The organism is Actinocorallia longicatena, from assembly GCF_039534125.1.
In the GTDB taxonomy this organism is placed as follows: domain Bacteria; phylum Actinomycetota; class Actinomycetes; order Streptosporangiales; family Streptosporangiaceae; genus Actinocorallia; species Actinocorallia longicatena.
Window position 1 is genome coordinate 399332 of the sequence record NZ_BAAAUV010000002.1, and the last position, 22884, is coordinate 422215.

A 22884-nucleotide genomic window follows, 5' to 3' on the forward strand; every position below is an offset into this window, starting at 1 on the left:
GACGGCCGCGCCGACCTGGTCGAGCTGCGCCTCGGCGCCGCCGACGACCGCGGAGACCTGCTTGACGTGGGCGAAGTAGCGGTGCAGCGGGTAGGTGACGTCGAGGCCGATGCCGCCGTGCAGGTGCTGGCAGGTGTAGACGGCCTTCACCACCGGGTCGGCGGCGTTGTAGCCGGCGATCGCGAGGACCTCGTCCTGGTCGGGACGGTCGTTGGCCACCCGCCACGCCGCCGCCCAGACCGTCACGTCGAGGGCGGTCTTGGCGATGTAGACGTCGCCGACCTGCATGGTGACGGCCTGGAACTCGGCCAGGACCCGGTTGAACTGCTCGCGGGTCTTCACGTACTCGGTCGTCAGCTTCAGCGCCGCCTCGATCGCGCCGGACGCCAGGGCGACCGCGCCGAGCTTCACGTAGCGGCGGAGCGTCGCGGCGCCGCCGGGCAGCCGGACGGCCTCCGCCCCGTCCAGCGCCACCCGGTACAGCGGGTCGGTCGTCGCGGACGGGTGCTGGAGGAGGGTCGCGTTCGCGGGGTCGACGAGGTAGGCGTCCTCCCCGGCGGGCACGACGATCCCGGCCGCGTCGGCGGCGAAGGGGACGAAGGTCGCCACGCCGGTCAGCCGGCCGCCGTCGACGGTGATCTCGCCCAGGGTCCGCTGCGCGACGGTGAGGATCTGCTCGCCCTCGGCGACCGGGGCCAGCGAGGCGCCGTCGCCGTGGGCGGCGATGACGGCCGCGGCGGTCAGGGTGGCGAGGGCGGGGAGCGGAGCGGCCGCACGGCCGAGCTCCTTGACGATCACCGTGTACTCGATCGCGCCGAGCCCGGCGCCGCCCGCCTCCTCCGGCAGGGTCACACCGAGCAGCCCGGCCTGGGCGAAGGCCTTCCAGAGGTTCGCGTCGTAGGCAGCGCCGGTCTTCTCGAACGCCTCGAGCTTCTCGGGTGTCGCCTCCTTGCCGAGAAGATCGGCGGCCAGACTCTGGAGCTGCGTCTGGTCCTCGTCGAGGTTGAAGTTCATCGTTGCCCTTCCAGGAGGTGGAGTCTGCCCGTGCGCGCGAACTCCTCGCGCAGTGCGGTGACGTCGTCGGGGGTCATGGGTCGGTAGGTCAGGTCGCGTCCGGGCCGGAACCAGACCGGATCCTCCGTGCGCCAGCCCTCCGCGGCCAGCGCCCTCTTGAGAATCTTGTTGGAGGCCGTCACGGGCAGTTCCCTCGCGACCCGGACGTAGCGGGGCGCCCACTTCGGGTTGAGCCCGGCGACGGCCTCGGCGAACGCGGCGGGGTCGAAGGCCCCGGTCGTCGCGAGCATCACCTGGTCGCCCGCCGACACGTCCGGGACGCCGTACACCGCGAACAGGCCGTCGAGGTCGAGAGCGCGTTCCACCTCGACGGCGCCGAAGTTCTCGCCGTCCACGCGGAGCCGGTCGAGGGAGCGGCCCACGAAGAACACGTACCCGTCCTCGTCGGCGCGGACGTAGTCGCCCGACCAGTACATGCCGTCGCGCAGACGGTCGTCGGCCTGCTCCTGGTAGTAGCCGTCGAACAGGCCCATGTCGGAGGTGTTGACGAGTTCGCCGGTCGCCCCTGGCGGGCACTCGGCGCCGGTCTCCGGGTCGAGGATCTTGATGCCGGGGCCGAGCTTGCCGAGGGCTCCGGGCGGGCCGAACGGGTCGGGGGTGAGCGCGATGGCCGTCTCGGTGGAGCCGTAGGCGTCGATCACGAAGCAGCCGAAGCGCTCGCCGAACAGCTTCTGCTCGGCGGGGGCGGCCTCGTTGCCGAACGCGATCTTCAGCGGGTTGTCGACCTTCCCGGGGGTCGCGGCGACGACATAGGACAGCGCCTTGCCGACGTAGTGGAGATAGGTGCAGCCGTGCTCGCGGACGTCGTCCAGGAGGCCGGAGGCGGAGAAGCGCCGCCGGATCACCAGGCGTCCGCCGCAGGCCAGCGCGGGCGCGTAGGCGGCCATGATCGCACCGGAGTGGAACAGCGGCATCGGGCTGTACAGGACGTCGTCGCTGCTCAGCATCCGGCCGGCCAGGCTCTCGCCGGGCACGACGACCTTGCGGTGGGTGATCCGGACCGCGCGCGGGTTGCCCGACGTCCCGGAGGTGAAGATGAGCATCAGGAGGGTCTCGGCGGTGACCCCGGCGAGGGCGGGGGGCTCGGCGCCCTCGTAGCCGGCCAGCAGCTTGGCGTAGCCGGGCGACTCGTAGTCGACGACGCCGAGGTCGTCGTGGGCGAAGTCCTGGGCGGTCGGCAGGTGCCTCGGCTCGGTGACGATGAGGTCGCAGTCGGCCCGCGCCGCGTCGCCCTCGAGCTCGACGGCGGTGCGCGTCGTGTTCAGCGCGACGATGACGGAGCCGGACATGGCGGCGCCGCCGATGAGGAACAGCACCTCGGGCACGTTGTCGAGCAGGATCCCGACATGCACGGGACGTCCCGGATCGACGGTCCGGAGCCCGCCGAACCACGCCGCCCTGATCGCGCATTCCGCGACGACCTCGCGCCATGACCAGGTGCGGCCCTCGAAGGACAGCCCGGGTGCGTCATCGCCGGCCCTGGCGTGGAGCAGTTCCGCCACGGTGTTCATGAGGGCGAAACTAGAACAGATTCTAGTTTCTGTCCAGATGGCATGAAAGTCAGTGCTTGCTGACGTAGAACCGCCCGGAACAGCGTTCCGAATCGGGATAACACGTTCTCGCCCTAACCTGTACTCTGTGCATCGAATGACTACACAGGGGTGTGCATGACCGCCGCAGAACCGACCGCCGACTCCCCGGCCCGCTCCAGGAGCCAGCACCAGCGCCGCAAGCGCATCGTGCAGGCCGCCGCCGCGCTCGCCTCACGGGGCGGGGTCGAGGCGATGCAGATGCGGACGGTCGCCGAACGCGCCGGTGTCGCCCTCGGCACCCTGTACCGGTACTTCCCCTCCAAGATGGACCTGGTCGTCGCCGTCGTCAGCGAGGAACTCGACCTCCTCGAGGGCAGCATGGAACGGCGCCCGCCCGGCTCCTCGACCGGTGCCTCCCGCGCCGTCGAGCTGCTGATGCGCGCGACACGCGGACTGATGCGCGAGCCGGAACTGGCCGACGCGCTGATCCGCTCGCTGCTGCTGTCGGACGTGAAGACCAACTTCGGCTCCCGGATGACCGGCATGCTGATGCGCGTCGCCTACGCCGACAACGCCACCGAGGAGCAGCGGGTCCTGGTCGGGGCGCTCAACAGCGTCTGGGTCATGGAGATGATCGAGATGCTGCGCGGGCACGCCACCACCGAGCAGATCCACGTCCGTCTCGACATCGCCGCAGCCCGCCTCCTGGACGCTCACTGAGGTCTACGCTTGCTCACATGGAGCGACGTATTGAGATCTACGGCGACGAGGACGACGGCGTCATCATCGAGTACATCCCGTCGGAGGAGGTGCCCGACGAGTTCCGCAAGGACAACAAGATCTTCCTGCCCGGTGAGCAGGCGATCGTCATGAAGGACGCCAAGGACCCGAACGGCCCCGTCCTCTACTTCACCCAGGGTGAGTGGGACGCCTTCGTCGCGGGCGTCAAGGACGGCGAGTTCGACGACCTCCTCGACGACCTCCCGCCCGACGACTACGTCGAGTAACCGCCCGCCGGAAAGATCACCAGGCGTACGCGCCCGCGAAGGACGTCGGCCCCGGCCGGTACCCCAGAACCTCCCGCGCCGCCCCGATGTCCAGGGTCCGCTCCACGGCCAGATGGCCGAGGGCGTACCGCGTCAGCCGGGGCGGCCTCGCACTCCCGGCCAGCAGGAACAGCCCCTCGGCCGCCGCCGCCACCGGACGCAGCGCCCGTTCCGGCAGGTAGATCCGCCGGGCCCGGATCCCCCGCTCCTGAAGGATCATCGCGAAGGCGTCGTCGATCGGCAGCGGCTCCGCGTCGGTCACGTTGAACACGCCCGTGACGTCCTTCCCGGCCGCCAGCACGCAGGCCTGCACCAGGTTCCAGACGGCCGTCAGGCTGAGGAGCTGCCGTCCCGTCCCCACCGCGACCAGCACGGGGCCGCGCACCGCCCCCAGCACCCGGGGCAGCAGGGTCGTGTCGCCGGGGCCGTAGATCGCGTGCGGCCGGAGGATCACCGAGGGCCCGCCGGCGGCGAGGACCGCCCGTTCCGCCGCGGCCTTCGACACCCCGTAGGCGTTCTCGTACCGCGTGACGGGCGCCTGGTCCTCGGTCGCCATGACGGTCGGGACATGCGGGTCGTAGACGCTGGCCGTGCTCACGTGGACGAACCGGGTGCCGGGGAAGCTCGCCAGCACGTTGCGGGTGCCCTCGAGGTTGGTGGCGAAGAAGCCGGGGACCGGCCCCCAGTCGGTGACCGTCCCGGCGCAGTGGATCACCGCGTCGACCGGCGGCGGCGCGTGCAGCACCCCCCGGGCGATGTCCCACGACCGGTAGACGGCCCCGCCGAGATGCCGCTCCCCGACGCTGGCCCGCCGCCCGTAGGCGAACACCCGCACCCCGCGCAGCGCCAGCTCCCGGCAGACCGCCCCGCCGACGAATCCCGACGCACCCGTCACCGCGACCCGCACGCCCCACCGCCCGTCCGACCGACTGTATGGACCGGCAAGTCTGCCACGCACCCGCTTCGTCCACCGGCCGGTGCCCACCGGTCGCCTCCGTCATGCGGGAAGTGGAGCACATCAGGGATCGGCGGGGTCGGTGCGGCGGCCGAGGACGGTCAGGACGCGGTCGGCCCAGCGGATGTTCTCCTCCTCGAAGGCGATGCCGCGCAGGAGGGTGAGGTAGGGGCCGATGCGCTGGGTTCCGGACAGGAACTCCTCCTCGGAGCGTCCGGCGAGGATGTTCTCCCTGGCCCGCTCGTAGCGGGCGAGCTTGGTCCGCCCCCACGCCCGCCGCTCGGCGACCGAGGCCATGACGGCGGCGACGTCGCCTCCGTCGACGGACTGGACCTTGACCAGCAGTTCCTCGCGCATCATCCCGGGCCTGGCGGGACGCGCGGTGAAGTCGTGCAGGGCCAGGCGGCCGGCGTCGGTGAGGGAGAACATCCGCTTGTCGGGCCTGCGCTCCTGCCGGACGACCCTGGCCTCGACGAGCCCCTCGGCCTCCATCCGGTCCAGTTCCCGGTAGAGCTGCTGCGGCGTGGCCATCCAGAAGTTGGCGACCGGCGGGTCGAACGCCTTCGCCAGGTCGTACCCCGACGCCTCGCCCTCGAGAAGCGCGGCCATGACCGCATTGCGCAACGCCATGCGGCCATCGTAGTGTCAAAGACAACTATTCAACTAGTTGAGTAATCGAGGCCAACATGATCTCCTTCCGCGCCGCCGTCGAGGCCCGTGACACCGCCGCCATCGAGGCCACCCTCGCCGAGGACGTCGTCTTCACCAGCCCCGTCGCGTTCAAGCCCTATCCCGGCAAGGCGATCACCGCGGCGATCCTCCGCGGCGTCCTGCGCGTCTTCGAGGACTTCGAGTACGTCCGCGAGATCTCCGACGGCCCCGACCACGCCCTCATCTTCAAGGCCAAGGTCAACGGCCGCGAGGTCAACGGCTGCGACTTCATCCACCTCAACGACCAGGGCCTCATCGACGACTTCACCGTCATGATCCGCCCCCTCTCCGCCGCCACCGCCCTCTCCGAGGCCATGGCCGCCCAGTTCCCCCGGATCCAGTCCGAAGCCCTCAACCCCTGACCCCCACCTGGCATCCCCACGCACCAGAGGCCAGACTGGGGAGACATGGAGCCGATCACGGGAATATCCTGAATGAACACCGACGGTAGCGGAGAGGGCCCTGGCATGCCGGATATGACCAGCGCGCTGGAGTACTGGCCGTCGCCGCCTCCATGGGGGTGGGTGGCGGATGATCTCGATCGGCTCCCCTCCGAGGGCCCGAACGGAGAACCCGACTTCTTCAAGCACGTCGAGTTGATCGATGGAGCCCTCCTCTTCATGTCCCCCCAGAAGCGATTTCATGAGCGCATGATCCGCGGTCTCACGAACCGCCTGAACGCGATCTCGCCACCGGACCTCGTCGCCGTGCAGCAGATGGACGTCAAGCTCGGCCACCGGACCCGGCCCTGCCCCGATGTCGTCATCATCGACGCGCAGGCGGCCGACGACGACGACCGGACCTACTACCTCCCCGCCGAGGTCCGTCTCGCCGTGGAGGTCGTCTCACCCGAGTCGGAGGAACGCGACCGGAAGGTCAAGCCCCTTCGCTACGCAGAGGCGGGGATCCCGCACTTCTGGCGGGTCGAGCAGGGCGAGGGGACGCCCGTGGTCTATGTCTACGAACTCGACCCCGCCACGGGCGTCTACGCCCTGACCGGCATCCATCACGGCGCGTTCCAGGTCAGGGTGCCGTTCGAGATCTCCATCGATCTCGGCGATCTGCCCCGCTGACGCCCGCCGGATCGCGGGGCGGGACGCTCGGACTGGATTCGTGACTTTTGTGGAAGGTTCGATGAACGTCTGGAATGTCCGGAGCGTCTCTTACGCTGGGCTCACTCGGCTTGGAGGCGGCGGTGGAGACAGCGAAGGACCCGGTGGTCATCGACGGGGGCGACAAGTCCTGTGTGCGCCTGCTGCTCGAATTGCGGGCGCACATAGCGGCGCTGCCGCCTGAGACCGTCGTTCACCTGATCGCCCTGGACCCCGCGGCGCCCATCGACCTTCCCGCCTGGTGCCATATGACGGGCCATGCCTACCTGGGTGTCGTCGCGCCTGCTCCGCCCACCTACGCGCTCCGCTCCGCCGCCCGGCCCGTCCCGACCGATCCGGCCTCTCCCTGGCGCAGAGCCGCCTCCTGACGCTCGCGTGCCGGGCCCGGTGCCTCCCGGGCGGAGTGGACCTGAGCGGCCGGAAGCCCCGGTCGTCGTGGCCGGGGCCCGGGCGGAGGCGGGGGTCAGGCGGCGTCGCGGAGGCGGGTGCGCTCCTGGCGGCGGTTGTGGATCTCGGTGGCGGAGACGACGATGTTGCCCGGGGCGATGTGCGGCGGGAGGGCGGCCTCCCAGCCGACGGTGTCGGACATGATGTGGATCGCGGCGCCGGCCGGGATCGCCGCGACGATGATCGCGGCGCAGGCGGCGAAGAGGATCCAGGTGCCGGTGATCATGGCGATGCCGCCGGCGGCGAAGGCCGTGATCACGGTGGCGACCAGGATCCAGGACGAGGTCTTGCCGCGCGGGTTGCCGTGCTGCGAGACCGGGCGGGGGACCCTGTCGTGCGTCGGGTGGGCCAGGACCCTGGGGCGGACCCGGGGGCGCCTCCGGGTGTGGACGTTCAGGTCGATGCTCGCGGTCATGGTCGTGCTCCCCTCGAAACGCGTTCTGTTCCTGTTCTCCAGCATGCCTCGAAAATCGACGCAGAAACGACGCAACAAGCATCATCTTGGTCTGCTCACGGAAGATCTTCGAGCGCGTCGAGGGCCTCGTCGAAGGTCGTGACCAGCCGCGTTCCCGGCGGGAGATCGCGCTCCGACCAGCCGGGACCGGCCAGGATCAGCCGCTCTCCCGCCTCGGGCAGCGCGTCCGCGTCGGCGTGCTCCGGGATCTGCGCCCACACCACGATCCGGGCGGGCGCCAGCCGTCCGGCCGCCGCCGCGAGCGCCGTGCCCGGGACCCGCGCGCCCAGCATCCGCACGGTCCTGCCGCGCTCCGCCCCGGCCGCGGCGAGCGCCTCCAGCGCCAGCGTGTGCTCCTCGCCGGGGGCGGCCGCCAGCAGCACCACCGGCCCGGACGCCTCCCCGGACGCCCGTTCCCGCAGGGCCGTGGACGCGCACCACGACACGAGATGCTCCACCTCCACGAAATCCCCGCCGCTCTCCTCCCACCGCATCCCGATCCCGACGAGCAGCGGCGTCAGGATCTCCGTCCACACCGCCCGCGTCCCGTGCTCGGCGAGCTGCTCCCGCATCGCGGCCAGCAGCCCCTGCCCGTCCAGGGCGACGGCGGCCCTGGCCAGGCCCTGTGCGGCCCGGTCGGCGCGGCCGACCGGGATGGTCCGGCCCCCTCCCGTCCGCTTCGTCCCGCCGTCGGCGGACCGTCCGCGCAGCGCCGCCCTGGCCGCCTCCGCGGGCGGGACCCCGGCGTAGACCAGGCGGCGCATCTCCCGCAGCCGCTCCAGGTCGGCGGGCGTGTACCGCCGGTGCCGTCCGCTCTCGCGCGAGCTCGGCCCGATCCCGTACCGCCGGTCCCAGCTGCGCAGGGTCGTCACGGCGACGCCCAGCAGCGTCGCGACGGCCCCCGCTCCGAGCGCCGGCCCCGATTCGTCGTCCACCCGGCCATTGTCGGCCCGCGGACGCCCCTCGTCCCGGACCCACGCCCGGACCCATGCCCGGACCCATACCCGGACCTCAGTGGGAGAAGGCCTCGATACAGGTGCCCTCGCCGTTGCGGCCGTGGACGGACAGGGTGACCTCGCGGGGCGTCACCGAGCCGGTGACGCAGGCGGCCCGGCCCACCCGGACGTCGACGACCGCACCGGGCGGCGCCGCCTCCCCGGTCGCGGCCGAGGCGCGGAACGCGCTGGTGAACGCCCGGTCCTCGCGCAGCCCCGCCGCCAGCAGGGCGGCCCGCACCGTCCCCGGAGCGACGTCGCCCCGCCTCCTGACCCGCTCCAGCACCGGCCGGATCCTCCCGGCAACGAGATCCCCCGCCGCCTGGTCGGCCGCGCTCAGCTCCCTGCGCCGCTTCCACCCGTTGTTGTCGGCGTGGTGCGGCGCCCCGTCCCCGGTCTGGCTTCCGGTGGCGTCGCGGGACCTCACCCAGGGCCCGACCCCGACCGTCGCCCCCGCGCTCACCTCGATCGTCGTGCCGTCCAGCCGCAGCGCGGGCCGCCCGACGTCCAGGACGGCCGTCACCGGCCTCCGCCCCGCCGGGTTCCGCCAGTGGATCGCGGCGGAGGCCGTCTCGCCCGGCGCGAGGACCACCGACCGCTCGGCCCGCCCGAACGACGGAGCCGCCGCGATCCGCACGCGGACGGCCCTCCCCGCGGCGTCGGAGAACACCACCTCGGGACGCCCCGCGACCCGGTACGGGACCGTCCCGCAGTTCCACAGGTCGAGCCCCAGCACGTGCTCCCCGCCGGCCGCGTCGACCGGTCCTGAGCCCAGCCGCACTCCGGACTCCGGGCACTCCTCGACCGGCGGCTTTGTCGCCTCCCCCGCCCCGGGCGCCCGCTCCTCGCCGCACCCCGCGACCAGCACCAGCAGCGCCAGCACGACCGGCGTCCTCATGACAGCCGCTCCCTGAGCGTCGCCCGGTCGAGCTTCCGGCCGCGCCCCGCGTAGGGCAGCTCGCCGACCAGGACGACCCGGTCGGGCAGCGCCTCGGCGTCGAGGATCTTCGCGAGCCGCCGCCGGAGCCACTGCTCCGAGACGTCGCCGACGACCGCGAGCACGACCTCCTCGTCCCCGGTCTCCGGATCGGGAACCCCGACGATCGCCGCCTCCCGCACCCCGTCGAGCGCCGTGATCGCCGGCTCGTAGAGCCCCGGGTAGAGATTGAACTTGCCCCGGATCAGCATGTCCTTCTTGCGTCCCAGCAGGACGATCCGGTCGCCGTCGAGACGGGCCAGGTCACCGGTCGCCAGCTCGGTGTGGTCCTCCTCGCCCAGGTAGGACCTGCTCATGTTGGGCCCGCCCAGGAACAGCTCCCCGTCCTCGGCGATCCGTGCGGTGACCCCGGGCAGGAGCGGCCCGAGCAGGTCGCCGCCGCCGGTGTGGGCGAGCTTCTCCCGCGCCGAGGCGATCGCCACGGGCACGATCTCCGTCATCGCGTAGACCGACAGCACCTCGGCACCGGGCGCGGCATCGACCGCCCTGCGCAGCACCCCCGCGGGGGCGGGGGCCGCGCCGAGGATCACGTGCCGCAGCGACTCCGGCAGTTCCGGCGCGACGTCCAGCAGCTCCCCGAGATGGACGGGCACGCAGAAGGTGTGGGTGGCGGCCCGCTCCGCGAGCTGGCCGACGAAATCGGCCGCCGGGCAGAACAGCGGCGGCATCGACCAGCACGCCCCTGCGACCAGGGTCGGCAGGCCCAGCATGAGCTGGTCGGTGTGGACGATGTCGCCCGTCCCGAGCGGCACCCGCTCGCGGAACAGCGCCAGCCCGGCGGAGAGCGAGTCCTCGGTGTGCACGACCGCCCGCGGCGCCGCCGTCGTGCCCGAAGTGAAGATCACCACGGCGGGCGCCCCCGGCTCGGCCTCCGCGGGCCCCTCGTGCGGGACGCGCCGGGCGAGCCAGCGGTCGAGGGAGTGGGCGCCGCGCGGGACGCCCGGCAGCCACCGCCCGGTGTGGACGTGCCGCATCGGCAGCTCCGACAGCTTCGGCAGCAGCAGCCCCCGCCGCCGGGCATAGGCCCGGACGGGCGCGATCCGGCTGGCGGCGTAGAGCACCGACTCGGCCGCCGACCAGCGGGGCGCGGCCAGCCTCAACCGGGCCTCGAACATCTCGGGGCCCGCCCCCGGATCGGCGAACACCACGACTCCGCGCGCCGCGACCACGCCGAGGGCGAGGACCAGCGCCTGCGGCGAGGGACGCACCGAGAACAGCACCCCGTCACCGGGTTCCAGGCCCGCGTTCAGGAAGCCGTCCCGCACCGCCAGGACGCGCCTCCGCAGCTCGCCGTACGACATCGGGACGCCGTCCCCGGAGATCAGGGCGACCTGATCGGGCGTGGCGTCGGCCCGCGCGAGGACCTGCCGGACCAGGCTCATGAGCGTTCCCTTCCCGGAGCGGTGCGGGCGCGGACGACGAGGGAGGAGTAGGTCGGCAGGAGGACCCGCCGCGCGGCCCGCCGCGAGACGACCTCGAGCGCGGGACCGTCCAGGACGACCCGGGCGACGGCCCTGATCTCGGCCATGGCCAGCGGAAAGCCGATGCAGAAGTGCGGACCGGCACCGAACCACAGGCGCTTCAGGTCGGGCGCGTCGCCGTCGAGGGAGAAGGGCCCCGCGTCGGCGCAGCAGTTGTGGGTGGCGATGACGACACGGTCGCCGGGGCGGACCACGACCCCAGCGACGGTCCGCTCGGCATGGACGCTCCGCAGCATGACGGGCGTGGGCGTCGTCAGCCGCATCGCCTCGTCGACCGCGCGGTCCAGCAGCCCTTCGGGATCGGCGGCGACGCGGTCCAGCGTCCCGGTGTCGTGGAGCAGGGCGAACAGCCGGGGCACGAGGGTCGCGACGGTCTCGGTGCCGGTCAGGAAGAACGCCCCCGCCGCCCCCCTGGCCTCGGCCTCCGACAGCCCGAGGACCTTCATCCGGCCCATGACCGTCGCCTCGTCGCCCGCGCGGTAGGCCTCGGCCGCGATGTCGCCGAGCGGCCCGAGGACCTCCTTGGCCCGGCGCACCTGGGACGGCTTCAGCGTCCTGCTCCGCAGGCTCACCATCGACACGACCCGCTCGCCCTGCTCGAACCAGTGCCGTGCGTCGGCCTCGCCGGGGGCCCGCAGCCCGATGACCTCGCAGATCACCGAACCGGCCATGGTCCGCATCTCGTCGACGAGGTCGACGGCCTCGCCGCGCTCCAGCCGGGCCGCCAGGTCCTTCAGCGGCGCCTCCAGCACGCGAGCGCACAGGGCCGTGGTCGTCGCGGGCGTGAACAGCTCGGTGAGCCTCCGGCGCAGGGCCCGGTGGCCCTCGCCCTCCATGTTGAGCAGGACCGAGGGGCCGAGGATCGGCGTCCAGAGGTCGCCGGGCGAGCCGGGGCCGTCCTTCCGGAAGGCCTCGCCGTCCATCAGCACCGCCCGCGCCGCCGCCGCGTCGTTGACCACACAGCCGAGGCCCGGCACCCGCACGACCGGACCGCGCCTGGCCAGCCCGCGCAGCAGCGGATAGGCGAACGGGTGGGCCGTCAGGTAGAGCCTGCGCTCCCAGTTCATCTGATGTCCACGACCTCGGGGGTGTAGCGGTGGTCGGCGTACCAGCCGAGGGTGCCGCGCAGCCCGTAGGCGCGCAGCCGCCGGACCGACCCGTAGACGATCATCCGGCGGGACAGCCCGTAGGAGCGGGTCAGCCTGCGGACGCGGTTGACCAGCGCCCGGTCCTCGTGGACGTCCTCGATCCGGGTGCGGGGGAAGCCGCCGGCCTTCTCGTAGAGCTCCGCGGTGATCGCCATGTTGCAGCCCGGCATCATCACGTACGGCCCGATGTATCCGGGATCGCGGTTGCCGGGCCGGAACCGCCCGAAGGCCGCGGCGACCCCGATGACGGCCGGCAGCAGCCGCCGCTCCCAGAACTTCAGCGGGAACTCGTCGGTGCGGGGCCGCAGCGGGCCGCTGACCATGGCGAGCCCCTCCGCGAACGCCGCCCGCACCGAGGCGGTCCACTCGTCGTCGGGCAGGCAGTCGGCGTCGGTCCTGGCGATGTGGGTGGCGCCGTTGAGGATGGCGTGCCGGAACCCGGTGTCGGCGGCGGCGCCGGTCCCCTTCTGCCCCTCGGAGATCAGCCGGACGCCGCGGAACCCCCGGACGATCACCGCGGTCCCGTCGGTGCTGCCGTTGTCGACGACCACCACGGTGAAGTCGCGGTCGGTCTGCCGCGCCAGCCGGGTCAGGGTCGCCCCGATCGACTTCTCCTCGTTGTACGCCGGGATCACGACCCAGAGATCCATCCGCACCCCCTCCGCGCCCGTCCCGCCCGTCATGACCACTCGGCGAACGCGACCCCGAGGCTCACCCCGCCCGCGAGCCCGACGAAGGCCACCCGGTCCCCGGGGGCCAGCCTCCCCTCCGCGACGGCCGTGGCGAGCTGGAGCGGCATCGTGGCCGAGGCGACGTTGCCGTGCTCGGGCAGCGTGACGACCAGCTTCCCCGCCGGGATCCCGAGAATGACCCGGAGGATCTCCAGATAGGGCAGGGTGACCTGGTGGACCAGGACGACCGCGAAGTCGTCCCAGGTCAGATCGTGCCTGGCCAGGGCGTCGAGCCAGAGGGCCGGACCCTGCCCGACGAAGGCGTCCTTGAGCTTGCGGCCGTCGCCGGAGAAGTAGGAGAACTCCTCGTCGCGCGGATGGGCCGAGCCGCCCCCCGGCAGCGTGCCGATCTCCCAGGCCGCCGAGACCGCCGAGAAGGCGAACTCGAAGAGGCCGCCCCCGCGGGTCTCCTCGAGGATCATCGCCGATCCCGCGTCCGACAGCGTGTAGCCCGCGAAGGCGTCGACGAACTGGGGCCGGTCGCGGACCGTCCAGCGGATCGCCCGGGACGGGGTCTCCCCGCCGCAGACCAGGACGCGCCGGTACTGGCCGGTCCTGATGAGGGCGTCGGCGACCTGCATGCCGTTGAGGAAGGAGTTGCAGGCGTTCTTGATGTCGAAGACCGGGCAGGTCAGGCCGAGTTTCGCCGCGACGATGTGGCCGGTGGCCGGCTCGATCATGTCCTGCGAAGCCGAGGCGAAGACCAGAAGGTCCGGCTCCGCCCCCTGGTCGGCGAGGAGCTTGGCCGCCGCCTCCGCCGCCAGGTCGGACGCCTGCTGGTCGTCGCGCATCACGTGCCGCGACCTGATGCCGGTCATCCGTTCGACGATCGTCGGATGCGGCCGGTAGGGCCCGATCCGCGCCTCGACTTCTCTGCTGGTGACGGTCTGCTCCGGGAGGTAGGCCGCCACACCCGCGATCCGTGCTCTCATGCGCCCAGCCTCGTCCGTTTTCGGCCCGCGCACATCGGCGCGGATACCTAGTCCAATATGAGGAGAAATACTCATCTTTGTCAGTATCCGTCGCGGCATCATCGCACCAACTGGCACCACCTTCGGAAGGAGTTCGATGGATCGGCACGAGGCCCGGCTGCTGAGAAGCGGCAACCCCTGGCTCTACGCGCTCGTGCGGGCGTCCCGGTTCACCGGGCCGATCCGCCGGGTGCCCCGGCTGGGCTGGCTCGTCACCGATCCGGTGATCGCACGGCGGATCCTCAACGACCACGCCCACTTCTCCATGGGCGGCGAGGGCGGCGTGGGCCACCTGTGGACCCAGCTCTTCGGGCCCGAGATGGCCGGGCTCTTCGACGGATCCGGTCACTCCCGGGTCCGCGCCGCCGCCCGTGACCTGTTCACCGAGGCCGCCGCCGCCGACCTGGTCGAGCGCACCCAGGGCGCCCGCTACCGGCGCCTGGCCAAGGACCTGGCGAACGGCGAGACCGTCGACATCGCCCTGGCCACCCGGGTCCTTTCGGGCCGCCTCGTCTCCCATCTGCTCGGCCTCGACCACGGCAGGGATCCGGAGAACGACGCCGACGGGCCCCCGCTGGAGCTGTTCGCGCTCGGCGAGCGGCTGGCCTCCCTCGCCCTCGGCACGGCCGCGAGCACCGACCTGCCGCCCGGGAAGATCGCCGAGGCGAAGGAGCTGGTCGCGGAGATCACCCGGGCCGTCCCCCACGCCTACGAGCACGCCGGGACCGACACGATCCTCGGCCGGTGCCGGGAGATCGGGATGAGCCTCGAGCTGACCCGCGGCCTGGCGACGCTGCTGTCGGTCGCCGGCACCGAGACCGGGGCCTCGGGGACGTCCAGGACGGTCGCGCTGCTCCACGACACCGGCCAGATGCGCCTGCTGCTCGCCCGTCCGGCGCTGCTCCCCAACGCCGTCCGGGAGGGCCTGCGGGTCTCCACCCCGGCGCCGGTGATCGGCCGGCACGTGGCCGCGGACGTGACCGTCTCCGGCCGCCGCCTGCGGTCCGGCGAGCGCGCCGTGATCCTCACCTACCGCGCCGACAACGACGCGGGACCCTTCGACATCGAGCGCGAGTACGTCACGCAGACCCGGCAGCTGTGGTTCGGGGCCGGACGCCATCTGTGCCTGGGCGCCGCCGTGGCCCGCACCCAGGTCGCGCGGATGCTGGAGGCCCTCACGGAGAGCGGCGCGGAATGGGAGATCGTCGGACGCGAGGCGGCCAGGGGCGCGCTGGTCCCGACCTACCGGTCGCTTCTGGTCCGGTCGCGGCGGGTCCCGGCACCTCCATCAAACTAGAACATGTTCTTATTAGGTCATCGCCTCAGCGGTATCCCCGGACTACCGGAGCTAAATAGAACGCGTTACAGTCAGGATTGGAATGACGTTCTAGGAGGTTGGTATGGGAAGCCCGGTGATCGTCGAGGCCGTGCGCACCGCGCAGGGCAGGCGCGGAGGGTGGCTCGCGGGCCTCAAGGCGCAGGCCGTGCTCGGCTCCACGCTGAAGGCGCTGGTCGAGCGGGCGGGCATCGACCCTGTCGAGGTCGGCCAGGTCTTCGCCGGATGCGTCACGCAGGCCGGCGAGCAGGGCGGCCACGTCGGCCGCTACGCCTGGCTGTACGCGGGGCTGCCGTGGCAGACCGGCGTGACGACGATCGACGCCCAGTGCGGCTCCGCCCAGCAGTCGGTGCACCTGGCCGCCGCGCTGGTCGAGGCCGGGGTCGTCGACGTGGCGATCGGCTGCGGCGTCGAGGTGATGAGCCGCGCCCCGCTCGGGTCGAACGTGCTGCCCGCCAACCCGCGCCCCGCCGACTGGTCGATCGACATGCCGAACCAGTTCGAGGCCGCGCACCGGATCGCCGAGCGGCGCGGCCTGACCCGTGCCGACCTCGACGCCTTCGGCCTGCGGTCGCAGCAGCTCGCCGCCAAGGCCTGGGCCGACGGACGCTACGAGCGCGAGATCGTCCCGATCGACGCCCCCCAGATCGACAAGGAGGGCGAGGAGACCGGCGAGACCCTGACGGTCACCCGCGACCAGGGCCTGCGCGAGACCACGCTCGAGGGCCTGGCCGGGCTCAAGCCGGTCATGGGCCTCGCGCACACCGCGGGCAACTCCTCGCAGATCTCCGACGGCGCCTCCGCCGTGCTGATCATGTCGGAGGAGAAGGCGGCCGAGCTCGGCCTCACGCCCCGCGCCCGGATCAGGACCCAGGCGCTGGTCGGCTCCGAGCCGTACTACCACCTCGACGGCCCGATCCAGTCGACCGAGCGCGTCCTCGACCGCTCCGGCATGTCCATCACCGACTTCGACGTCATCGAGATCAACGAGGCGTTCGCGAGCGTCGTGCTGTCCTGGGCGAGCGTCCACAAGCCGGACATGGACGTGGTCAACCCCAACGGCGGCGCCATCGCCATCGGCCACCCGGTCGGCGCCACCGGCGCCCGCCTGATCACCAGCGCGCTGCACGAGCTGGAGCGCCGCGACGGCTCGACCGCCCTGGTGACGATGTGCTGCGGCGGGGCCCTGTCCACCGCCACGATCCTCGAGCGCGTATAACAGCGCCTGTACCAAGACGGCCGTCACGGGGAACATCCCTCCGTGACGGCCCCTCGAACACCGCCCGAAGGAGACCAGTGCCCGATCACGGCGACGGCTTGTGGAGCGTTCCAGTACCGATTCCGGGCAACCCCCTGGGCAAGACGCTCGTCTATGTCCTGGAGAGCCCGAAGGGCCCGGTCCTCATCGACGCGGGCTGGGAGCATCCGGAGTCCTGGAAGGTCCTGAAGGCCGGCCTGCTCGACATCGGCACCTCGGTGGAGGACGTCTACGGCGTCGTCGTCACCCACATGCACCCCGACCACGCGGGCCTGGCCGGCCGGATCCGCGAGCGCTCGGGGGCGTGGATCGCGATGCACCGCAACGACGCCGAGCTCGTCGAGATGATCCGGACCGGACCGCGCGGCGAGATGGGCCAGTGGGTCACCCGGGCCGGGGCCCCGCCCAGCGAGCGGATCGCCCTGACCGAGTTCGACTCCGGCGTCCACGCCCCGGCGCGCCCCGACCGGATCCTGGAGGACCGCGAGCTGGTCGACCTGCCCGGCCGGACCCTGCGCGCCATCCTCACCCCCGGCCACACCCCGGGCCACATCTGCCTGCACGACGAGGACCGCGACCTGCTGTTCACCGGCGACCACCTGCTGCCGGAGATCACCCCGCACGTCGGCCTCTACCCCTACGACCGGCCGGACGTGGACCCCCTCCGGACCTACATGGACGCCCTCCAGATGACCGCCGAACTCGGCGTCGACGACGCGATGCCCGCCCACCAGTACGCCTTCTCGGGCATCCCGCGCCGCGCCAAGGAGATCATCGAGCACCACGAGGAGCGGCTGGCCGAGGTGGCCGCGATCGTCCCGCGGTCCGGAGCGACCCTGTGGGAGGTCGCCCAGCGCTGCCACTGGTCCTACACGTGGGAGGAGATGCTCCCCATCTCCCGCCATCTCGCGACCGGCGAGACGGCCGCCCACCTGCGCACCCTCGAGAACCGGGGCATCGTGCACCGGGTCGGCGCGGAGGACCCCATCCGCTTCGCCCACCGCTGAAACGTGTCGCGTTCGCCCGATTACCGGGCGGAGTGCGACACATATCACTTCCGCGAATGAGACTCTTGACGAGACTGGAGTCTCATTGTTGGCTGTGACCAAGCAAGCGCATGGTCACCACTGATCATCTGGAGAGACCCTTGAGCGACACCCGCCTCGACGGCAAGGTGGCCATCGTCACCGGAGCCGCACAGGGCCTCGGCAAGGCCGAAGCACTGGCCCTCGCGGCCGAAGGCGCTCGCCTCGTCCTCAACGACCTCCCCGGTGACGCCCTCGAGGCCACCGCCGAGGAGATCCGCGCGGCGGGCGGTGAGGCGACCACCCTGGGCGCCGACGTCGCCGACTGGAACACCGGAGAAGGCCTGGTCAAGACGGCTCTGGCAACCTACGGCTCCCTGGAGATCCTGGTCAACAACGCGGGCTTCACCCGCGACCGGATGCTCTTCAACATGTCCGAGGAGGAGTGGGACTCCGTCGTCCGCGTCCACCTCAAGGGCCACTTCGTGACGTCCCGGCACGCGGTGTCCTACTGGCGCGGCGTCTCCAAGACCGAGGGCGGGAACGTCTACGGCCGCATCATCAACACCTCCTCGGAGGCCTTCCTCCTCGGCTCCCCCGGCCAGCCCAACTACGCGGCGGCCAAGGGCGGCATCACCGCGCTCACCCTCTCCACCGCCCACGCCGTCGGGCGCATCGGCGTCCGGGTCAACGCGATCTGCCCCCGGGCGCGCACCGGCATGACGGCCGCCGTCTTCGGCGCGGCCCCCGAGACCGGCCCCGACCCGCTCGGCGCCGAGCACGTCTCCCCCCTGGTCGCCTACCTGGCCTCCCCCGCCGCCGACTCCGTGAACGCCCAGGTCTTCGTCGTCTACGGCGGCGTCGTCGCCGTCATGGCCCCGCCGACCACCGCCCAGGTCGTGCGCGCCGAAGGCACCTGGACCCCGGCGGCCCTCGCCGAGGCCCTGGAGGTCCCGCAGGGCGGCTTCTCCGCCAACGCGGCCCTGAAGTTCGACTAGCCCCACCCGAGTAAAAGCACCCCTTTCCCTCCGCGCAGCACGAGGAGTGTCATGTCCGCGCCCGAAATCCCGAAGATCGACGTCATCAACCCCGATGTCTACGAGCAGGGCGGCATCCCGTTCGAGCAGTTCGACTGGCTGCGCAAGAACGACCCCGTGCACTGGCACGCCGACCCGCACGAGGGCGTCGAGGGCTTCTGGGCGATCACCCTGGCCGAGGACATCACCTTCGTCTCCCGCAACGCCGACCTCTTCTCGGCCGCCGAGCGCACCTCGATGTTCACCGAGTACGGCGACGAGGATCTCGAGCTCCAGCGCAACAACCTGCTGTTCATGGACCCGCCGCGCCACACCAAGCAGCGGGCGAAGGTCAACCGGGGCTTCACCCCGCGCATGATCGGGCAGCTGCGCGAGCACATCGTGGAGATCACCCACAGCTTGATCGACAACATCTGTGAGAAGGGCGAGGCGGAGTTCGTCCGGGAGATCGCCGCGCCGCTGCCGCTTCAGACGATCTGCGAGCTGATGGGCGCCCCGCTGGACAAGGCGGACTGGCTGTTCGAGAAGTCGAACCAGCTCGTCGGCTTCGACGACCCCGAGCTCCAGGACGGCCCGGAGATCGCCAAGACCGCGGCGCTCGAGATCTACATGTTCGCCCAGGAGATCGCCGAGGCCCGCCGGGCGGAGCCGAAGAACGACATCGCGACCAAGCTCCTCGAGCCCGACGCCGAGGGCAACGTGATGAGCGACGAGGAGTTCAACCTCTTCATCCTCATGCTGACGATCGCCGGCAACGAGACCACCCGCACCGCGACCGCGGGCGGCATCCTGGCCTTCTTCGAGCACCCCGACCAGTGGGAGCGCCTCAAGAACGACCCGTCGGTCGCCACCACCTACGCCGACGAGATCGTCCGCTGGACCAGCCCGATCAACCTGTTCCGGCGCACCGCCACCCGCGATGTCGAGCTGGGCGGCAAGAGCATCAAGAAGGGCGACAAGGTCGTCCTGTTCTACGGCTCGGGCAACCGGGACGAGACGGTCTACGACGACCCCTACACCTTCGACATCGGCCGCGCGGCCAACCCGCACATCGGTTTCGGGGCGGGCGGCCCGCACTTCTGCCTGGGCACGCACCTGGCCAGGCTGAACCTGACGGTCCTGTTCGACGCCCTGGCCCAGCGCCTTCCCGACCTCCAGCTCAACGGCACGCCCCGCCGTCTCCGCTCCAACTTCGTCAACGGTTTCAAGGAGATCCCGGTCCGCTTCACGCCCACCCCGCGTCGCGGCTGATCCCCCTGCGGGCAGGACGCCCCGGCCGCCGACCGCGGCCGGGGCGCCTGTTCTTACGCCGTACGAAGTGACCGTACGGTCAGCACGTAAGTCAGGTCCCTCGGAACTCACCGGTAACGTGGGCAGGCTAGAGTCAGGGCAACCCATTACACATGGGGACCAATAGGCGCAGATACTAAGAGGTGGGCGTGAGCGCAGAGGACGAACAGCAGGGATCACTCAAGATCGCCCTGCTTTCCTACCGCAGCAAGCCCCACTGTGGTGGACAGGGGGTCTACCTCCGCCATCTGAGCCGTGAGCTGGTCGACCTCGGCCACTCGGTGGAGATCTTCTCGGGTCAGCCCTATCCGGAGCTGGACCGCGACGAGATCGTCCTGACCAAGGTCCCCAGCCTGGACCTCTACGACGACGAGAACCCCTTCCGGACCCCCCGCCTCGGGGAGTTCCGCGACTGGATCGACGTCCTGGAGTTCGCGCACATGAAGACCGGCGGCTTCCCCGAGCCGCTGACGTTCTCCCTGCGGGTGCTGCGCGAACTCAAGAAGCGCGGCGGCGCCTTCGACGTCGTCCACGACAACCAGGTGCTCGGCTACGGCAACCTCGGCATCCCGAAGCTGTTCCCGTTCGTCACGAGCATCCACCACCCCATCAGCCAGGACCGCAAGATCGAGATCGACGCGGCCAGGGGCTGGCGACAGCACTTCGGCAAGCGCCGCTGGTACGGCTTCGTGCGGATGCAGGGCCAGGTCTCGGCCCGCCTCGAGCGGATCCTGACCGTCTCCTCCTCCTCCAAGCGCGACATCGCCAAGGACTTCAGGACCGCGCCGGAGCGGATCCACGTCCTGCCGCTCGGCGTGGACACCGAGATCTTCCATCCGCGCGGCGCCACCGAGGCCAAGCCGCTCGGTGAGCGCGTCCCCGGCCGGATCGTCGCGATGGCCAGCGCCGACAGCCCCCTCAAGGGCGTCGACGTGCTGCTCCGCGCGGTCGCCAAGATCGCCACCGAGCGCGACGTGCACGTGATCATCGTCAGCAAGCCGCGCGACGACGGCCCCACGGTCAAGCTCGTCAAGGAGCTCGCCCTCGGTGAGCGGGTCACGTTCGTGTCCGGCCTCTCCAACGACGACCTCGGCGACCTCATGGCCACCGCCGAGATCGCCGCCGTCCCGTCCCGCTACGAGGGCTTCTCCCTCCCCGCGGTCGAGCACATGGCGAGCGGCACCCCGCTCGTCGCCTCCGCCGCCGGAGCGCTTCCCGAGGTCGTCGGCGACGCCGCCGTCCTCGTCAAGCCCGGCGACGTCGAAGACCTGGCAGCCGCCATCCGCCGTCTGCACGACTCCCCCGCGGAGCGTGAACGCGTCGGGCTCGCCGGCTACCAGCGCGTCCAGGAGCGCTACACCTGGAAGGCGGTCGCCATCGCGACCGTCGAGCACTACAGGGCAGCGATCAAAGCACACTGACCCTCAGATCGATTCGCGGCCGCGAGGCCGCCTGTGGAAGGAGCGCCGCTCTGCTTACCGTTGACTTCCAGCGGTTCCCCATCAGCCTGGGTGAACGCGTCCTCGACATGGGCTGTGGTGGCGGACGGCACGCCTTCGAGCTGTACCGCCGCGGCGCAGCCGTGACCGCGTTCGACATGGACGCCGAGGAGCTCAAGGGCGTCCAGAAGATGTTCGGGGCGATGGAGCTCGAGGGCGAGCCGCCCGCGGGCGCCTCCGCCGAGACCGTCGTCGGCGACGCCCTGGAGCTGCCGTTCGAGGACGGCACCTTCGACAAGATCATCGCCGCCGAGGTGATGGAGCACATCCCCCACGACATGCTGGCGATGAAGGAGCTGTTCCGGGTCCTCAAGCCCGGCGGCCAGGTCGCGGTGACCGTCCCGTCGTGGCTGCCCGAGCGGATCTGCTGGCTGCTCAGCGAGGCCTACCACACCTCCCCCGGCGGCCACGTGCGCATCTACACGCGCGCGGAGCTGGAGGCCAAGCTCAAGTCGATCGGCTTCCGCATCGACGGCCACCACCACGCGCACGGCCTGCACTCCGCCTACTGGTGGATCAAGTGCGCGGTCGGCATCGACAACACCGAGAACCCCGCGGTGAAGGCCTACCACCAGCTCCTGGTGTGGGACATCATGAAGCGCCCGCTGGCCACCCGGGTCGCCGAGCAGCTCCTCAACCCGGTCATCGGCAAGTCCGTCGTCGTCTATCTGACCAAGCCCTCCTATGCGGGCTGAGGTCGGGCAGATCCTGACACCCGAGCAGGTCCTGGCCACGGCGCGGAGCATCGCGCGCCAGCAGGACCCCTCGGGCGCCATCCCCTGGTACGCGGCCTTCGACGGCTATCCCCCGGGCCATGTCGACGCCTGGAACCACGTCGAGGCCGCGATGGCGCTGACCGTCGCGGGCCTCACCGAACCGGCCAGGCGCGCCTACCTCTGGCTCCGTGACGAGCAGCGCGAGGACGGCTCGTGGCCCGCCAAGTGGGTCGCGGGCGAGGTCACCGAGGCCGGCGGCGAGTCCAACCACGCCGCCTACGTCGCGGTCGGGATCTGGCATGAGCTGATCATGACCGGCGACACCGAGTTCGTCCGCGGGATGTGGCCGATGGTCCGCCGCGCGATCGACTACGTCCTGACGCTCCAGACCCCGTTCGGCGACATCAAGTGGATCCGCCACGAGGACGGCTCCCTCGGCGGGGAGTCCCTCCTCACCGGCTGCTCCTCGATCTACCAGGCGCTGCGCTGCGCCGTCGCGCTCGCCGAGCGCCTCGGCGAGCCCCAGCCCGGCTGGGAGCTTTCGGCCGACCAGCTCGGCCATGTCATCGCCCGGCACCCCGAGGTCTTCGCCGACAAGTCCCGCTGGTCGATGGACTGGTACTACCCCGTCCTCGGCGGCGCGGTCCGCGGCTCGCAGGCCGACGCCCTGATCGCCTCCCAGTGGGACGTCTTCATGGTCGAGGGGCTCGGCTGCCGCTGCGTCTCCGACCAGCCCTGGGTGACCGGAGCGGAGACCTGCGAGCTGGTCATGGCCCTGGACGCCATCGGCGACCCGCGGGCGGCCGAGGTCTTCCAGAAGATCCAGTTCCTCCGTGAGGAGGACGGCTCCTACTGGACCGGCTGGCAGTACCGCGACCAGCGGCACTTCCCCGGCGACCGTTCCACCTACACGGCCGCGGCGGTGATCCTCGCCGCCGACGCCCTGGCGGACGCCTCCCCGGGGGCCCGGATCTTCAAGGAGATCGCGGGCCGTCCGCTGGCTCCGTCGAAGCCGTCGGATCCGGTCGCCTGCGGCTGCGCCCACGTCCCCGCCCGCACTTCGAGCTAG

General features: G+C 71.6%; 23 protein-coding genes and 1 pseudogene. 13 read left to right on the top strand and 11 right to left on the bottom strand.

The annotated features are described in order from the left end of the window. Positions 1-15: 15 nt before the first annotated feature. Together ABD785_RS04835 and ABD785_RS04840 are read right to left on the bottom strand one after the other, a co-directional pair. Positions 16-1014 (bottom strand): annotated as a pseudogene (locus tag ABD785_RS04835) (acyl-CoA dehydrogenase family protein); the annotation flags it as partial. Further along, on the bottom strand, positions 1011-2585 hold the full coding sequence (locus ABD785_RS04840) for an AMP-binding protein (RefSeq protein ID WP_344822528.1): 1575 nt from the start codon (positions 2583-2585) through the stop codon (positions 1011-1013). The pseudogene ABD785_RS04835 and the gene ABD785_RS04840, both read right to left, overlap by 4 nt. A gap of 156 nt (positions 2586-2741) precedes the next feature. Between ABD785_RS04840 and ABD785_RS04845 the strand changes: the two genes are divergently transcribed. Together ABD785_RS04845 and ABD785_RS04850 are read left to right on the top strand one after the other, a co-directional pair. Beyond that, positions 2742-3326 carry a TetR family transcriptional regulator gene (locus ABD785_RS04845; protein WP_344822530.1) on the top strand — a complete coding sequence of 195 codons (585 nt, stop codon included), beginning with the start codon at positions 2742-2744 and terminating at the stop codon, positions 3324-3326. Between the two features lie 17 nt (positions 3327-3343). Then, the gene (locus ABD785_RS04850; RefSeq protein WP_344822532.1) at positions 3344-3613 is read left to right on the top strand and encodes a DUF397 domain-containing protein; all 270 of its coding nucleotides are present in this window, start codon (positions 3344-3346) and stop codon (positions 3611-3613) included. A gap of 16 nt (positions 3614-3629) precedes the next feature. Here the strand turns inward: ABD785_RS04850 and ABD785_RS04855 are convergent, their stop codons facing one another. Together ABD785_RS04855 and ABD785_RS04860 are read right to left on the bottom strand one after the other, a co-directional pair. Then, positions 3630-4559 carry an NAD-dependent epimerase/dehydratase family protein gene (locus ABD785_RS04855; protein WP_344822534.1) on the bottom strand — a complete coding sequence of 310 codons (930 nt, stop codon included), beginning with the start codon at positions 4557-4559 and terminating at the stop codon, positions 3630-3632. Positions 4560-4670: 111 nt separating this feature from the next. Beyond that, positions 4671-5237 (bottom strand): PadR family transcriptional regulator, encoded by a 567-nt coding sequence (locus ABD785_RS04860; RefSeq protein ID WP_344822536.1) that lies wholly within the window; start codon positions 5235-5237, stop codon positions 4671-4673. A 56-nt stretch (positions 5238-5293) separates the two neighbouring features. On the opposite strand from ABD785_RS04860, the gene ABD785_RS04865 reads away from it, so the two are divergent. From ABD785_RS04865 to ABD785_RS04875, 3 genes are all read left to right on the top strand, one after another. Further along, positions 5294-5680, top strand: coding sequence for a nuclear transport factor 2 family protein (locus tag ABD785_RS04865; RefSeq protein WP_344822538.1), 387 nt, complete (start codon positions 5294-5296; stop codon positions 5678-5680). A gap of 114 nt (positions 5681-5794) precedes the next feature. After that, positions 5795-6391, top strand: coding sequence for a Uma2 family endonuclease (locus ABD785_RS04870; RefSeq protein ID WP_344822540.1), 597 nt, complete (start codon positions 5795-5797; stop codon positions 6389-6391). 122 nt (positions 6392-6513) lie between these two features. Continuing rightward, positions 6514-6798: a sulfurtransferase TusA family protein gene (locus ABD785_RS04875; RefSeq protein WP_344822542.1), complete on the top strand. Its 285-nt coding sequence runs from the start codon at positions 6514-6516 to the stop codon at positions 6796-6798. A gap of 95 nt (positions 6799-6893) precedes the next feature. On the opposite strand, the gene ABD785_RS04880 is transcribed toward ABD785_RS04875, so the two are convergent. The 7 genes from ABD785_RS04880 to ABD785_RS04910 all read right to left on the bottom strand — a co-directional run bounded on the left by ABD785_RS04880 (position 6894) and on the right by ABD785_RS04910 (position 13615). Further along, the gene (locus ABD785_RS04880) at positions 6894-7292 is read right to left on the bottom strand and encodes a hypothetical protein (RefSeq protein ID WP_344822544.1); all 399 of its coding nucleotides are present in this window, start codon (positions 7290-7292) and stop codon (positions 6894-6896) included. Between the two features lie 95 nt (positions 7293-7387). Beyond that, the gene (locus tag ABD785_RS04885; RefSeq protein ID WP_344822546.1) at positions 7388-8266 is read right to left on the bottom strand and encodes a MerR family transcriptional regulator; all 879 of its coding nucleotides are present in this window, start codon (positions 8264-8266) and stop codon (positions 7388-7390) included. Positions 8267-8342: 76 nt separating this feature from the next. Continuing rightward, positions 8343-9224: a DUF4232 domain-containing protein gene (locus tag ABD785_RS04890; protein WP_344822548.1), complete on the bottom strand. Its 882-nt coding sequence runs from the start codon at positions 9222-9224 to the stop codon at positions 8343-8345. Next, complete coding sequence (locus ABD785_RS04895; RefSeq protein WP_344822550.1) at positions 9221-10705, bottom strand: class I adenylate-forming enzyme family protein; 1485 nt, start codon at positions 10703-10705, stop codon at positions 9221-9223. Before ABD785_RS04895 ends, ABD785_RS04890 begins: the two co-directional genes overlap by 4 nt. Then, positions 10702-11871, bottom strand: a complete 1170-nt coding sequence (locus ABD785_RS04900; protein WP_344822552.1) for a cytochrome P450 — start codon at positions 11869-11871, stop codon at positions 10702-10704. The genes ABD785_RS04895 and ABD785_RS04900 overlap by 4 nt, the downstream gene beginning before the upstream one ends. Beyond that, complete coding sequence (locus ABD785_RS04905; protein ID WP_344822554.1) at positions 11868-12602, bottom strand: glycosyltransferase family 2 protein; 735 nt, start codon at positions 12600-12602, stop codon at positions 11868-11870. Before ABD785_RS04905 ends, ABD785_RS04900 begins: the two co-directional genes overlap by 4 nt. A gap of 29 nt (positions 12603-12631) precedes the next feature. After that, complete coding sequence (locus ABD785_RS04910; protein ID WP_344822556.1) at positions 12632-13615, bottom strand: 3-oxoacyl-ACP synthase III family protein; 984 nt, start codon at positions 13613-13615, stop codon at positions 12632-12634. A 136-nt stretch (positions 13616-13751) separates the two neighbouring features. On the opposite strand from ABD785_RS04910, the gene ABD785_RS04915 reads away from it, so the two are divergent. From ABD785_RS04915 to ABD785_RS04950, 8 genes are all read left to right on the top strand, one after another. Beyond that, the gene (locus ABD785_RS04915; protein ID WP_344822558.1) at positions 13752-14951 is read left to right on the top strand and encodes a cytochrome P450; all 1200 of its coding nucleotides are present in this window, start codon (positions 13752-13754) and stop codon (positions 14949-14951) included. Positions 14952-15054: 103 nt separating this feature from the next. After that, positions 15055-16209, top strand: a complete 1155-nt coding sequence (locus ABD785_RS04920; protein WP_344822560.1) for a steroid 3-ketoacyl-CoA thiolase — start codon at positions 15055-15057, stop codon at positions 16207-16209. 77 nt (positions 16210-16286) lie between these two features. Beyond that, positions 16287-17255, top strand: coding sequence for an MBL fold metallo-hydrolase (locus tag ABD785_RS04925; protein ID WP_344822562.1), 969 nt, complete (start codon positions 16287-16289; stop codon positions 17253-17255). Between the two features lie 140 nt (positions 17256-17395). Further along, positions 17396-18271: an SDR family NAD(P)-dependent oxidoreductase gene (locus tag ABD785_RS04930; protein WP_344822564.1), complete on the top strand. Its 876-nt coding sequence runs from the start codon at positions 17396-17398 to the stop codon at positions 18269-18271. 51 nt (positions 18272-18322) lie between these two features. After that, positions 18323-19561 (top strand): cytochrome P450, encoded by a 1239-nt coding sequence (locus ABD785_RS04935; protein WP_344822566.1) that lies wholly within the window; start codon positions 18323-18325, stop codon positions 19559-19561. Positions 19562-19749: 188 nt separating this feature from the next. Continuing rightward, positions 19750-21021, top strand: a complete 1272-nt coding sequence (locus ABD785_RS04940; protein ID WP_344822568.1) for a glycosyltransferase family 4 protein — start codon at positions 19750-19752, stop codon at positions 21019-21021. 50 nt (positions 21022-21071) lie between these two features. Further along, positions 21072-21794 (top strand): class I SAM-dependent methyltransferase, encoded by a 723-nt coding sequence (locus ABD785_RS04945; RefSeq protein ID WP_344822894.1) that lies wholly within the window; start codon positions 21072-21074, stop codon positions 21792-21794. Beyond that, positions 21784-22884, top strand: a complete 1101-nt coding sequence (locus ABD785_RS04950) for a prenyltransferase/squalene oxidase repeat-containing protein (RefSeq protein ID WP_344822570.1) — start codon at positions 21784-21786, stop codon at positions 22882-22884. The genes ABD785_RS04945 and ABD785_RS04950 overlap by 11 nt, the downstream gene beginning before the upstream one ends.

What these genes read in the sequence shown, in the direction of transcription:
- ABD785_RS04840 (WP_344822528.1), bottom strand. Translation starts at nt 2,585, where the DNA reads ATGAACACCGTGGCGGAACTGCTCCACGCCAGGGCCGGCGATGACGCA.
- ABD785_RS04845 (WP_344822530.1), top strand. Translation starts at nt 2,742, where the DNA reads ATGACCGCCGCAGAACCGACCGCCGACTCCCCGGCCCGCTCCAGGAGC.
- ABD785_RS04850 (WP_344822532.1), top strand. Translation starts at nt 3,344, where the DNA reads ATGGAGCGACGTATTGAGATCTACGGCGACGAGGACGACGGCGTCATC.
- ABD785_RS04860 (WP_344822536.1), bottom strand. Translation starts at nt 5,237, where the DNA reads ATGGCGTTGCGCAATGCGGTCATGGCCGCGCTTCTCGAGGGCGAGGCG.
- ABD785_RS04865 (WP_344822538.1), top strand. Translation starts at nt 5,294, where the DNA reads ATGATCTCCTTCCGCGCCGCCGTCGAGGCCCGTGACACCGCCGCCATC.
- ABD785_RS04870 (WP_344822540.1), top strand. Translation starts at nt 5,795, where the DNA reads ATGACCAGCGCGCTGGAGTACTGGCCGTCGCCGCCTCCATGGGGGTGG.
- ABD785_RS04880 (WP_344822544.1), bottom strand. Translation starts at nt 7,292, where the DNA reads ATGACCGCGAGCATCGACCTGAACGTCCACACCCGGAGGCGCCCCCGG.
- ABD785_RS04890 (WP_344822548.1), bottom strand. Translation starts at nt 9,224, where the DNA reads ATGAGGACGCCGGTCGTGCTGGCGCTGCTGGTGCTGGTCGCGGGGTGC.
- ABD785_RS04895 (WP_344822550.1), bottom strand. Translation starts at nt 10,705, where the DNA reads ATGAGCCTGGTCCGGCAGGTCCTCGCGCGGGCCGACGCCACGCCCGAT.
- ABD785_RS04900 (WP_344822552.1), bottom strand. Translation starts at nt 11,871, where the DNA reads ATGAACTGGGAGCGCAGGCTCTACCTGACGGCCCACCCGTTCGCCTAT.
- ABD785_RS04905 (WP_344822554.1), bottom strand. Translation starts at nt 12,602, where the DNA reads ATGGATCTCTGGGTCGTGATCCCGGCGTACAACGAGGAGAAGTCGATC.
- ABD785_RS04910 (WP_344822556.1), bottom strand. Translation starts at nt 13,615, where the DNA reads ATGAGAGCACGGATCGCGGGTGTGGCGGCCTACCTCCCGGAGCAGACC.
- ABD785_RS04915 (WP_344822558.1), top strand. Translation starts at nt 13,752, where the DNA reads ATGGATCGGCACGAGGCCCGGCTGCTGAGAAGCGGCAACCCCTGGCTC.
- ABD785_RS04920 (WP_344822560.1), top strand. Translation starts at nt 15,055, where the DNA reads ATGGGAAGCCCGGTGATCGTCGAGGCCGTGCGCACCGCGCAGGGCAGG.
- ABD785_RS04935 (WP_344822566.1), top strand. Translation starts at nt 18,323, where the DNA reads ATGTCCGCGCCCGAAATCCCGAAGATCGACGTCATCAACCCCGATGTC.
- ABD785_RS04950 (WP_344822570.1), top strand. Translation starts at nt 21,784, where the DNA reads ATGCGGGCTGAGGTCGGGCAGATCCTGACACCCGAGCAGGTCCTGGCC.